Consider the following 12,059-nt stretch of genomic DNA (forward strand, 5'->3'; position numbering starts at 1 on the left):
GCTAAACGTTCACCGCACTGATTAACCGTGATTTCATCGACTGATAGGCCGTCGCGGCATAATCTTCCGCCCAACGCTGATCGTCGATAGCCTCAAGCTGCACCGCACAATATTTGGTTTCGGGCGTTTTGGAAATCGGATCGAGGTTATCCTGGGTCAGTTCATTGCACGCCCCAATCCACCACTGATAGGTCATGTAAACCGCACCGGCGTTAATGCGCTCACTGACGCTGGCACGGGTAATCACTTTCCCGCGGCGCGAACGCACCCACACCAGTTGTCCATCCGCAATGCCCAACGCGTCGGCATCTGCCGGGTGAATATGTACGCGCCCCGGTTCATCGGCCAGACTTTGCAACGCAGCGCAGTTACCGGTCATCGAGCGGCAGGAGTAATGTCCGACTTCACGCACGGTGCAGAGTACCAGCGGATAATCCAGGTCCGGCACTTCGGCAGGTGCGCGCCACGGTGCGGCGAACAGCTGACCTTTGCCGCTCGGCGTATCGAACTGATTATCTTTGTACAGGTACGGCGTGCCTGGGTGATCCAGCGTCGGACATGGCCACTGAATATGACCCATCTCGCCCATTTTTTCGTAGGTGACACCGTAAAACAGCGGGCACAGCTCGCGCATTTCGTCCCAGATTTGCTGGTTAGAATCGTAATGCATCGGATAACCCATCTCGCTGGCCAGCAAACTGATGATCTCCCAGTCGCGCTTCACGTTGCCGGTGGCATCGATCGCCTTGCCAAAACGCTGGAATCCGCGATCGGCGCAGGTGAAAACCCCGCCGTGCTCGCCCCAGGACGTCGCGGGCAGCAGCACGTCCGCCACTTCCGCCGTTTTGGTCATGAAGATATCTTGCACCACAACGAAATCGAGAGCCTCAAAACCGCTGCGCACCAGGCCCAGATCGGCCTCGGTCTGAAGCGGATCTTCGCCCATGATGTAATAGGCTTTCACCTTGCCTTCCAGCGCCAGATGCGGGACTTCGGTGATGCGAACGCCTGGCTGATCGTCCATTTTGGTGGCGTCGATTCCCCACGCGTCGGCAAATTTCTGACGTATTTCAGGATCGGTGACATCCTGATAGCCCGGGAACATGTTGGGCAGGACGCCCATATCACACGCACCCTGCACGTTGTTTTGACCGCGAACCGGGCCGACGCCAACGGCAGGACGACCGAGATTCCCGGTCAGCAGCGCCAGGCTGGAAAGCCCTTTTACCACATCCACCGCTTGTCCAAACTGCGTCACGCCCATGCCCCACATCACCGTGGCAGACGGCGCGGCCGCAAAGGTGCGCATTGCCTGACGCACGTCCCGCGCGGGAATGCCGGTCAGATGCTCAACCTTTTCTGGGGCGTAATCTTTGACGGTCTCACGATAGGCATCGAGCCCCTCAGCAAAGCGTGCGACGTAGGTTTTGTCGTACAACTCCTCTTCCAGCAGGACGTAGCCGAACGCATTAACCAGCGCCATATTGCTGCCGTTTTTGAGCGGTAAATGTTGATCGGCGATGCGGGCGGTTTCGATACGACGCGGGTCGCAAACGATGATTTTCGCGCCGTTCTGACGCGCTTTCAGCACGCGGCGCGCCACGATAGGGTGAGAATCTGCACAGTTATAGCCAAACACCAGCAGGCATTTTGAGTTCTCGATATCGTTAATTGAGTTACTCATCGCCCCGTTCCCGAGGGTTTGCTGCAAACCGGCAACAGACGGGCCGTGACATACGCGCGCGCAGCAATCCACATTGTTGGTGTTCAGGACGGCGCGAGCAAATTTCTGCATCACATAGTTGGTTTCGTTGCCCGTTCCGCGTGATGACCCGGTGGTCATAATGGATCGTGGGCCATAGTGTTCTTTGATCGTTTTCAGTTTATTCGCGGTGTAACGGATCGCCTCTACCCAGGTGACGGGCGTAAAGGCGTCACCTTTGTTGTAGCGGATCATCGGTTGGGTCAGGCGAGGGGTGAGGAGTCGGGTATCGTTCAGAAAATCCCAGCCGTAAAAACCTTTCAGGCACAGCGTACCCTGGTTCGTGACGCCATCGGCGGCTTCGGCGCGGATAATACGATTGTTTTCGACAACGAGATTTAATTTACAGCCTGCACCGCAGTAAGGGCAGACGCTTGCGACTTTTTTCATCAATAACAGACCTGTTAAGAAATGAAGAGAGGTTCAGCGGGAAACACTCTCGAAAGCAGGACATAAGCAGAATCCATGCCATATATTCATTTCATTGATATATCAGGGTTTATTGGAGGGTTTGTTGCCAGGAAGAGCGTGTCATCGTCATGATGCTCGACACATTTGACGATGACACGTTACGGGGATTAGCGTACAGGCGTTAAATATCATCCATTGTGTAACCCACAACGATTTCCAGCGTTTTGCGAATCACGTCGGCGCGAACGACATCGCTCGTCGACTCCAGCGCATGAATGAGCCAAAGAATGATCGCTTTGTTGGAGACATATCCATCGTTTACCAGCACATCACGCACCGCAGCGTTAAAAACAGCGGACTCATCCGCAAACCGATCGCCTGCGTTACGAAAATATTCTGATACTGCGCTATCGAAGTTTACTGTATTAAATTCGGGTTGAACCTGAATATTCTGTCTCATTTATTCTCACCGTGATGGTTAAGTGGCGGTTGGCAGTCAATGTATTTTCTTTGGATCGGCAGGCTTTCCGTTGCTGAATAAAGGAACAACGTTGTTATTATTCATCCTTTGAGATCCCTCTCGATTCGCTGGGTTTTGCACGGCTCTGTAATGTTTAAACGCCACATCATTGCCGCTTATCTCTGCAATAACCGCTGCTATGGCTTCCCGCCGCTCAGGATCCTTTTCATGAGCTTTCATATTCCGTAATCTTTGCGTTAATGCATGCGTATTGATGGGGCCGTTCTCTTTCAAAAGCGAAAGAACGGCTTCACCAATAAGCTCGTCAACTATTTTGTCTACACCACGTCTATTCATAACAGCATCTCTAACAGCATTTCCGATCGCCTGGTCTTTGCTAGCCCTCAGCGCTCCTTCGTCCCGTTGACTGACAAACCAGGAAACCTGTTAATTGTTTTGCGAACTTCAGCGATCAAACAGTAATCCGATAAGCGTTTGATAATGTTTCTCTTCTTCCAAATCCGATGCATCTTCAAGACGGCACAGGAGCTTGGCACACAGCGTTTTGCGGTTCAGGCTGCGCCCGTCACGCAGGATTTCGACAACCACCTGCCCGAGCGTCTCCTGCTGGGTAGGTAAGGCGGCCTTGTCAAAGTACTGTGCAATGGCAGTGGCGGCATCGGGTTGGTATCCGTTCTGGCGCATGTTTCGATCCTGTAAAAATGAGTAATCAGTAACGTTACAAATAAGGTATACACTTTTCCTAAATCTGTACATTAAAAATGTACAGATTTTTCATATTTTTTCATTTTTTGTAACAGGTTTTATATAAATCAATGCTTTACGTTTATCAGGAATGCAGGATTATGCAAAGGATATATTGTACAACGTGTATGCCGAAGCAAAGTTGTACAAGGCGGAAAAACGGATCAAAAAAACACCTAAATCCTTGAGCTGTAAATTATTTGTTAAGCAACTAATATGGTATAACAAGCGATATTCACACCATTTGCATGTGTGACTCACTCAAAAACACCCTGGAAAATCATGCTCACAACCATTATTTACCGCAGCCATATCTGCGCGGACGTTCCAGTTAAATCTCTGGAAAAGATGGTAGAGGCTGCCGCGGATAAGAACCGGCACTCTGACGTCACAGGGATTTTATTATTCAACGGAATGCACTTTTTCCAGCTGCTGGAAGGGCCAGAAGAGAGCGTCAGGCGTATCTACGAGCATATTTGCCAGGACACCCGGCACTACAATCTGGTGGAGTTGCTCTATGACTACGGTCCATCAAGACGATTTGGCCATGTAGGAATGGAACTCTTTGATCTGAGGCGCTATGACAGGGAAGAAGTGCTTCAGCAGGTGTTGAATAAAGGGACAACGCGCTATCAGCTGACGTACAACGATCGTGCGCTACAGTTCTTTCGAACCTTTGTTGAAGCCACTGAAAAAGAAAACTATTTCGAGATTCCGCCGGGCGATTCGTGGGATTTTATCCCCGAAGAGGATGCGTTTTCACGCCAGCCTCAAGTGATCGCCAAAGGGGCAGACTGTAGCTTTGCGTTTCAGCCTATTGTTGACCCGTTGACTCAACAAGTTGTCTCCTGGGAAGCGCTGCTGCGTACGCCGTCTGGCGAGTCACCGGTCACTTATTTTGCGTCGCTGACCGGGAATGCGATTTACGAATCTGATCTGAAAAGCAAACAGGTGGCGCTGTCGATGGCGAGTGCGCTGGGCCTTGAAGGCCAGACGTTATCCCTGAATCTGCTGCCGATGACGCTGGTCAATGTGCCTGATGCCGTCGATTTCCTGCTGAAAGAAATTGCTGCCAATGGTCTGGTGCCTGAGCAAATCATTATCGAATTCACCGAAAGTGAAGTGATTTCGCGGCTCACCGAATTCAAAGTGGCGGTCCGACAGCTCAAGAGCGCCGGCATCAGCGTGGCGATCGATCACTTTGGAGCTGGTTTTGCGGGCTTGCTGCTGCTGGCGCAATTCCAGCCAGATCGTATCAAGATCAACCGCGAACTGGTTGCGGATGTGCATAAAAGCGGCCCGCGCCAGGCGATTGTCCAGGCCATCATCAAATGCTGCGCCTCACTGGAAATCCAGTTTTGCGCCGTGGGCGTTGAAAAAGCGGAAGAGTGGATGTGGCTTGAATCGGCTGGCATTTCTGAGTTTCAGGGGCATCTTTTTGCCAGCCCAAAACTGGGAGGCATTCCGCCGATTGCCTGGCCTGAAAAGAAAGTCGATTTCTAACGTTGCCGTAAATCTCCCTCATGCTAAGCGATACATATCGTAAAGATTGTACAACAATGCATAAACCTAATCCGGGTTTGTAAGACTAATACTTGCTGTCATCCGGGTTCTTAGTTATACATTTCGTTTGTACAATCTGATAAGGTTAGTTAGTTTTAGTATGGAAGTATTGAGCGTGAGGGAGCTAATGGCCTATTACAGTATCGGCGAAGTCGCCGAACGATGCGGAATCAACCCAGTTACGCTGCGTGCATGGCAGCGTCGCTACGGTTTGTTGAAACCGCAGCGCAGCGAAGGCGGCCATCGCCAGTTCGATGAAGAAGACATTCTGCGCATCGAAGAAATTAAACGTCTTATGAAGAGCGGCGTTTCGGTGGGCAAGGTGAAAGCCCTTTTGGGCACGCAGGAACTGGTCACGGAGAGTAGCTGGACGGCATATCAGGAAGAGATGATGCTGGTCTTGCGCTACGCCAGCCCGGCAAAACTGCGCGCCAAACTTGCTGACTTCCGCCGTGAACATTCCGTTGAAGCCCTCATCGATCATATTCTTGTCCCGGTCCGCCAACGCATGAGTCTCGATCAAAACACGGTTCGCCATATGGCAAGTCTGCTAGACGGTGTGCTCATTGAGGTTGCGGCGGCTTCTCTGGTGGAGTCGCGCAAAAAACCAGGAAAAGACGCGCTGTTAATGGGATGGGAGTGCGAAGACCGCACGCGCTTGTGGCTTGAAGCTGCCCGGCTTTCCCATAAAGGCTGGCATATTGACGTGTTAGCAGAGCCGATCGATTCCCCACGCCCGGAGCTTTTCCCGGGGCAAAAAATCTTTGTCTGGACGGGTAAAACCGCTACACCACGTCAGCAGGAACAGCTGGATCACTGGCGAGAGCAGGGGTTTGCGGTGTCGTTCCACGAAGCGGGATTGTAAAAAAGGCCCTTGCGGGCCAGAGTGAAGGTATTATTTACGACCCATCAACAGGCCAATAATCAGGCCAATGGCACCTGCGGCCATCAATCCGGTTAGCGGATTATCACGCACTCTTTCAGACACATCATCTGCCACATCCGACGCTTTGGCGGCATATTTTCGTGCTGCGCCTTTAAGCTGATGTTTCGGAGAGTCAACCGCAGCGCCAAACTGGGATTGCGCTTCTCCAGCAAGTTCGTCAGCTTTGTTAAAGGCTTTATTCGCCAGGCGATCGGCTTCATTCTCAAAATCATGTGATGACATAGTAATCTCCTTTTGGTGTCTCCTAAAGTCTAGCGCCTGACGGCCAAATCGCTCGCTCGACGCGCCATTTTCACCCTGTTTCAGTATTTTCCTGGAAATTCTGCTCTGTCTATTTTAAAAATAGGTATTGTCTATGCATCTTTAACAGGGTAACCCGTTGCAGCGATTAGCTTTTTCTAATCCATTATTTATCAATATATTGCATTATTTTATCCAACGCTCCTGCCAGCCGTGGCAGGGTCTATGCTTAAGTAAAGTAGCCAAAAAGGGCGATTAAGCCGAAAGCCCCTGCTGTCAGGGGGTTGAAGTGATAATCGTTATCACTAACATGGTGTTATGCCCGTAGTGGCTCAATAGACGAGGTGGACCTATGGAACTGCATTCAGAAACCTTTAACCCTGCTGATTTCGCCTGGCGTGGATTGACTCTCACGCCGACTGCGGCGGCGCAGATTCACGAATTAATCGATAAAAAACCGGAAATAGTGGGTTTGCGTTTAGGCGTGAAACAGACTGGCTGTGCGGGCTTTGGCTACGTGCTGGATACGGTCACCGAGCCTGAGAAAGACGATCTGGTCTTTGAAACGGACGGCGCGAAGCTGTTTGTTGCCCTCCAGGCCATGCCGTTTATCGACGGAACAGAAGTCGATTTCGTGCGCGAAGGTTTAAACCAGTTATTCAAATTTAATAACCCGAAAGCCCAGAACGAATGCGGCTGCGGCGAAAGCTTTGGGGTATAGGCGGTACTATGTCTCGTAATACTGAAGCAACAGACGATGTCAACACCTGGAGCGGCGGGCACCTCAATTACAAAGAGGGGTTCTTCACCCAGCTACAAACTGATGAGCTCGCAAAAGGCATTAACGAAGATGTCGTGCGGGCAATCTCGGCAAAGCGTAACGAGCCAGAATGGATGCTCGAATTTCGCCTGAGCGCATTTCGCGCATGGCTGGAGATGGAAGAGCCGCACTGGCTGAAGGCGCACTATAAACATCTTAACTATCAGGATTACAGCTATTATTCCGCGCCGTCTTGCGGTAGCTGTGACGATACCTGTGCCTCACAGCCTGGCGCTGTGCAGCAGACCGGGGAAAATAGTTATCTGAGTAAAGAGGTGGAAGAGGCGTTTGAACAGCTCGGCGTGCCGGTCCGTGAAGGACGCGAAGTGGCGGTCGATGCCATATTTGACTCCGTTTCCGTCGCCACGACCTATCGCGGCAAGCTGGCGGAGCAGGGCATTATCTTCTGTTCATTCGGCGAAGCGATCCACGATCATCCGGATCTGGTGAAAAAGTACATCGGCACCGTTGTGCCGAGTAACGATAATTTCTTTGCCGCACTCAATGCCGCTGTGGCCTCTGACGGGACCTTTATTTACATTCCGAAAGGCGTGCGTTGCCCGATGGAACTGTCGACCTATTTCCGTATCAACGCCGAAAAAACCGGACAGTTCGAGCGCACCATTCTGGTGGCCGACGAAGGCAGCTACGTCAGTTATATCGAAGGGTGTTCTGCGCCCGTGCGCGACAGCTACCAGCTGCACGCAGCGGTGGTGGAAGTGATTATCCATAAAGATGCGGAAGTAAAATATTCCACCGTGCAGAACTGGTTCCCGGGCGATGGCAATACGGGCGGGATTTTGAATTTCGTCACCAAACGCGCGTTGTGCGAAGGTGAAAATAGCAAGATGTCCTGGACGCAATCGGAAACCGGCTCAGCCATCACCTGGAAATACCCGAGCTGCATTTTGCGCGGGGATAACTCCATCGGTGAGTTCTACTCCGTAGCGCTGACCAGCGGGCATCAGCAGGCCGATACCGGCACCAAGATGATTCACATCGGTAAAAACACCAAATCGACAATTATTTCGAAAGGGATCTCCGCCGGACACAGCCAGAACAGCTATCGCGGCCTGGTGAAAATCATGCCGACGGCCACCAACGCACGCAACTTTACCCAATGCGACTCGATGCTGATTGGCACCGACTGCGGCGCGCACACCTTCCCGTATGTGGAGTGCCGTAACAATACGGCTCAGCTTGAACATGAAGCCACCACTTCGCGCATCGGTGAAGATCAGCTGTTTTACTGTCTGCAGCGCGGGATCAGCGAAGAAGATGCCATTTCGATGATTGTGAACGGCTTCTGTAAAGACGTGTTCTCTGAACTGCCGCTGGAGTTCGCCGTTGAAGCACAAAAACTGTTGGCAATTAGCCTCGAACACAGCGTCGGTTAAGGATTAAGGAAAGCACATGTTAAGCATTAAAGATTTACAGGTCAGTGTGGAAGATAAAGCGATCCTGCGCGGGCTGAACATCGAGGTTCGTCCGGGCGAAGTGCACGCCATTATGGGCCCGAATGGCTCCGGTAAAAGCACGCTGTCGGCTACGCTTGCCGGACGTGAAGACTATGAAGTCGTCGGCGGAACGGTTGAATTCAAAGGCAAAGATTTGCTGGAACTGTCACCGGAAGACCGCGCGGGCGAAGGCATTTTCATGGCTTTCCAGTACCCGGTCGAAATCCCGGGCGTCAGCAACCAGTTCTTCCTGCAAACGTCTCTGAATGCGGTGCGGAAATACCGCGGTGAAGAAGAACTGGATCGTTTTGATTTTCAGGATCTGATGGAAGAGAAGATCAAACTGCTGAAAATGCCGGAAGATTTGCTGACCCGTTCGGTGAACGTGGGGTTCTCCGGCGGTGAGAAAAAGCGTAACGATATTCTGCAGATGGCGGTGCTTGAACCTGAGCTGTGCATTCTGGATGAAACCGACTCCGGGCTGGACATTGATGCGCTCAAAATTGTCGCTGACGGCGTGAACTCCCTGCGTGACGGCAAACGTTCTTTCATTATCGTCACCCACTACCAGCGCATTCTGGACTATATCAAACCGGATCACGTCCACGTGCTGTACCAGGGCCGTATTGTGAAATCGGGTGATTTTACGCTGGTCAAACAACTGGAGGAGCAGGGCTATGGCTGGCTTACCGAACAGCAGTAACGCGCTGCAGCAGTGGCATCGCCTGTTTGAAGCGCAGGGCAAAACGCGTTCGGAATACGCGCAGCAGCATCTGCAACACATGCTGCGACTGGGCCTGCCGACGCGTAAGCATGAGAACTGGAAATACACCCCGCTGGACGGCTTGCTGAACAGCCAGTTTGTGACGCGGCTGGCGGACGTTAGCCCGGCTCAGCGCGATGCGCTGGCGCTGAATATTGACGCCGTGCGCCTGGTGTTTGTCGACGGGTGCTATAACCCGTCACTTAGCGATAGCACCGAAGGCAGCGGTTTTGACGTTGAGATTAACGACAATCGTCAGGCCTTGCCCGCACCAGTGCAGCCGGACGTGTTTCTGCATCTGACCGAAAGCCTTTCTCCGAGCGTGACGCACATTCGCGTTAAGCGTAATCAGCGTCCGGCAAAACCGTTGCTGCTGCTGCATATCACGCAGGGTCTTGAGGGCGACGAGGTCAACACCGCGCATTATCGTCACCATGTTGAATTGGCCGAAGGGGCCGATGCGACCATTCTTGAGCATTACGTCAGCCTGAACGAGACTGCGCATTTCACCGGCGCGCGGGTGACGATGAACGTCGCGGCGAATGCGCAACTGCATCACATCAAGCTGGCGTTCGAAAACCCGTCTTGTCACCATTTTGCCCATAACGATCTCTTTATGGCAGCCGATGCGGCGGCGTATAGCCACAGTTTCCTGCTCGGCGGTTCGGTGCTGCGCCACAACACCAGTACCCAGCTCAACGGCGAAAATACCACACTGCGCATTAACAGCCTCGCGATGCCGGTGAAATCTGAAGTGTGCGATACGCGCACCTGGGTTGAGCATAATAAGGGCTACTGCAATAGCCGCCAGATGCACAAAATTATCGTCAACGATAAGGGTCGTGCGGTATTTAACGGCATGATCAATGTTGCGCAACACGCTATCAAAACTGACGGCCAGATGACCAACAACAATTTGCTGCTGGGGCGTTTGTCTGAGGTGGATACCAAGCCGCAGCTGGAAATTTACGCCGATGACGTGAAGTGCAGCCATGGCGCGACGGTCGGTCGTATCGACGACGAACAGATGTTCTATCTCCGTTCGCGTGGGATTGACAAACAGGCCGCGCAGAAAATGATCATCTACGCGTTTGCTGCGGAACTGACGGAAGCACTCGGCGACGAAGTACTCAAACAGCAGGTGCTGGCACGCATTGGTCAGCGTTTGCCTGGAGGCAAAGCATGAGTTTCCCGGTAGAGAAAGTGCGGGCGGATTTCCCTGTCCTGACCCGTGAAGTCAACGGTTTGCCGCTTGCCTATCTCGACAGCGCAGCCAGTGCGCAAAAGCCGAATCAGGTGATTGACGCCGAGATGGAATTTTACCGCCACGGCTATGCGGCCGTGCATCGCGGGATCCATACCCTGAGCGCAGAAGCCACGCAGCGTATGGAAACTGTCCGCACGCAGGTGGCAACATTCCTGAATGCCCGTTCGCCGGAAGAGCTGGTGTTTGTACGCGGCACGACAGAAGGGATTAACCTGGTCGCCAATAGCTGGGGCAATGCCCAAGTGCAGGCGGGCGATAATATTGTGATCACCCAGATGGAGCACCACGCCAATATCGTGCCGTGGCAGATGCTCTGCGAGCGTGTAGGTGCGCAGCTGCGCGTCATCCCACTCAATGTGGACGGCACGTTGCAGCTGGAGCAGCTCGACGCGCTGCTCGATGCGCGTACGCGACTGGTGGCGATTACGCAGATCTCTAACGTGCTGGGCACGGAGAATCCGGTCGCTGAAATCATTGCGAAAGCGCATCAGGCTGGCGCAAAAGTGCTGGTGGATGGCGCGCAGGCCGTTATGCATCACACCGTTGACGTGCAGGCGCTGGACTGTGATTTTTACGTGTTTTCCGGCCACAAACTCTACGGCCCTACCGGTATCGGCATGCTGTATGTGAAAGACGCTATTTTGCAGGCGATGCCGCCGTGGGAAGGGGGCGGATCGATGATCGCGACCGTCAGCCTGACGCAGGGGACGACGTACGCCAAAGCCCCGTGGCGGTTTGAAGCGGGTACGCCGAATACCGGCGGGATCATTGGGCTGGGTGCGGCAATCGGCTACGTTTCGACGATCGGGCTGGATGCTATCGCAGAGTATGAAGCGTCTCTGATGCGCTATGCGCTCGCGGAACTGGCCAGCGTGCCGGATCTGACCCTGTATGGTCCTGACTCGCGTAAAGGCGTTATTGCCTTTAATCTGGGCAAACATCATGCCTACGATGTGGGCAGTTTCCTGGATAACTATGGCGTGGCGGTCCGCACGGGTCACCACTGCGCAATGCCGCTGATGGCGTTTTACCAGGTGCCGGCAATGTGCCGCGCGTCGCTGGTGATGTATAACACGACGGAAGAGGTCGACAGGCTGGTGACGGGGCTGAAACGCATCCATCACCTCCTGGGATAAGAGAGAGGCAAGAGATGGCCGCGTTGCCGGACAGAGATAAACTGTTGCGTAACTTTACCCGTTGCGCCAACTGGGAAGAAAAGTACTTGTACATCATTGAGCTGGGGCAGCGACTGCCGGTTCTCTGCGAAGAGGCACATAGCCCGGAGAATATTATTCAGGGCTGCCAGAGTCAGGTGTGGATTGTGATGCGCCAGAACGATGATGGCGTGATTGAGTTGCAGGGCGATAGCGATGCGGCGATTGTCAAAGGGCTGGTGGCCGTCGTTTTCATTCTGTATCACCAGATGTCCGCGCAGGATATTGTCGCCTTTGACATTCGCCCGTGGTTCGAAAAAATGGCGCTGGCACAGCATTTAACCCCTTCCCGATCTCAGGGGCTGGAAGCGATGATCCGCGCAATCCGCTCCAAAGCCGCCAACATTAGCTAAACTAACAAAACAGCATTCATTCATGTTTCGCGAGGTGG

General features: G+C 53.0%; 13 protein-coding genes. 8 read left to right on the top strand and 5 right to left on the bottom strand.

Annotated elements, in window-relative coordinates; translation table 11 throughout:
* Nucleotide 1: 1 nt before the first annotated feature.
* The 4 genes from fdhF to ycgZ all read right to left on the bottom strand — a co-directional run bounded on the left by fdhF (nucleotide 2) and on the right by ycgZ (nucleotide 3,338).
* Nucleotides 2–2,152: a formate dehydrogenase subunit alpha gene (gene fdhF, locus I6L74_RS17200; protein WP_059178161.1), complete on the bottom strand. Its 2,151-nt coding sequence runs from the start codon at nucleotides 2,150–2,152 to the stop codon at nucleotides 2–4.
* Between the two features lie 202 nt (nucleotides 2,153–2,354).
* On the bottom strand, nucleotides 2,355–2,633 hold the full coding sequence (locus I6L74_RS17205) for a biofilm/acid-resistance regulator YmgB/AriR (RefSeq protein WP_059178160.1): 279 nt from the start codon (nucleotides 2,631–2,633) through the stop codon (nucleotides 2,355–2,357).
* A gap of 36 nt (nucleotides 2,634–2,669) precedes the next feature.
* Nucleotides 2,670–2,990 (bottom strand): hypothetical protein, encoded by a 321-nt coding sequence (locus tag I6L74_RS17210; protein ID WP_059178159.1) that lies wholly within the window; start codon nucleotides 2,988–2,990, stop codon nucleotides 2,670–2,672.
* 108 nt (nucleotides 2,991–3,098) lie between these two features.
* Nucleotides 3,099–3,338 carry a regulatory protein YcgZ gene (gene ycgZ / locus I6L74_RS17215; RefSeq protein ID WP_059178158.1) on the bottom strand — a complete coding sequence of 80 codons (240 nt, stop codon included), beginning with the start codon at nucleotides 3,336–3,338 and terminating at the stop codon, nucleotides 3,099–3,101.
* A 342-nt stretch (nucleotides 3,339–3,680) separates the two neighbouring features.
* Here ycgZ and I6L74_RS17220 point away from each other — a divergent pair, with 342 nt between their 5' ends.
* Both I6L74_RS17220 and I6L74_RS17225 read left to right on the top strand, forming a co-directional pair.
* Nucleotides 3,681–4,901 (top strand): diguanylate phosphodiesterase, encoded by a 1,221-nt coding sequence (locus I6L74_RS17220; protein ID WP_059178157.1) that lies wholly within the window; start codon nucleotides 3,681–3,683, stop codon nucleotides 4,899–4,901.
* A gap of 187 nt (nucleotides 4,902–5,088) precedes the next feature.
* The gene (locus tag I6L74_RS17225; RefSeq protein ID WP_059178156.1) at nucleotides 5,089–5,826 is read left to right on the top strand and encodes a MerR family transcriptional regulator; all 738 of its coding nucleotides are present in this window, start codon (nucleotides 5,089–5,091) and stop codon (nucleotides 5,824–5,826) included.
* A 30-nt stretch (nucleotides 5,827–5,856) separates the two neighbouring features.
* Here I6L74_RS17225 and I6L74_RS17230 read toward each other — a convergent pair whose 3' ends face one another.
* Nucleotides 5,857–6,129 (bottom strand): ElaB/YgaM/YqjD family protein, encoded by a 273-nt coding sequence (locus I6L74_RS17230; RefSeq protein ID WP_012017153.1) that lies wholly within the window; start codon nucleotides 6,127–6,129, stop codon nucleotides 5,857–5,859.
* A 370-nt stretch (nucleotides 6,130–6,499) separates the two neighbouring features.
* Here I6L74_RS17230 and sufA point away from each other — a divergent pair, with 370 nt between their 5' ends.
* The 6 genes from sufA to sufE are packed head-to-tail and all read left to right on the top strand — an operon-like array spanning nucleotide 6,500 to nucleotide 12,021.
* A complete protein-coding gene (gene sufA, locus I6L74_RS17235) occupies nucleotides 6,500–6,868 on the top strand; it encodes a Fe-S cluster assembly scaffold SufA (RefSeq protein ID WP_059178155.1) in 369 nt (122 codons plus the stop codon).
* Nucleotides 6,869–6,876: 8 nt separating this feature from the next.
* Nucleotides 6,877–8,364 (top strand): Fe-S cluster assembly protein SufB, encoded by a 1,488-nt coding sequence (gene sufB / locus I6L74_RS17240; protein WP_059178154.1) that lies wholly within the window; start codon nucleotides 6,877–6,879, stop codon nucleotides 8,362–8,364.
* Nucleotides 8,365–8,380: 16 nt separating this feature from the next.
* Nucleotides 8,381–9,127 carry a Fe-S cluster assembly ATPase SufC gene (gene sufC, locus I6L74_RS17245; protein WP_059178153.1) on the top strand — a complete coding sequence of 249 codons (747 nt, stop codon included), beginning with the start codon at nucleotides 8,381–8,383 and terminating at the stop codon, nucleotides 9,125–9,127.
* A complete protein-coding gene (gene sufD, locus I6L74_RS17250; RefSeq protein WP_059178152.1) occupies nucleotides 9,102–10,373 on the top strand; it encodes a Fe-S cluster assembly protein SufD in 1,272 nt (423 codons plus the stop codon). Before sufC ends, sufD begins: the two co-directional genes overlap by 26 nt.
* Nucleotides 10,370–11,590, top strand: coding sequence for a cysteine desulfurase SufS (gene sufS, locus I6L74_RS17255; RefSeq protein ID WP_059178151.1), 1,221 nt, complete (start codon nucleotides 10,370–10,372; stop codon nucleotides 11,588–11,590). Before sufD ends, sufS begins: the two co-directional genes overlap by 4 nt.
* Before the next feature lie 14 nt (nucleotides 11,591–11,604).
* Entirely contained in the window at nucleotides 11,605–12,021 is a 417-nt protein-coding gene (gene sufE / locus I6L74_RS17260) for a cysteine desulfuration protein SufE (protein ID WP_059178150.1), read from the top strand.
* The last annotated feature ends 38 nt before the right edge of the window (nucleotides 12,022–12,059 follow it).

Origin of the sequence: Lelliottia amnigena (assembly GCF_019047465.1) — a bacterium.
Taxonomy (GTDB): Bacteria; Pseudomonadota; Gammaproteobacteria; order Enterobacterales; family Enterobacteriaceae; genus Enterobacter; species Enterobacter amnigenus.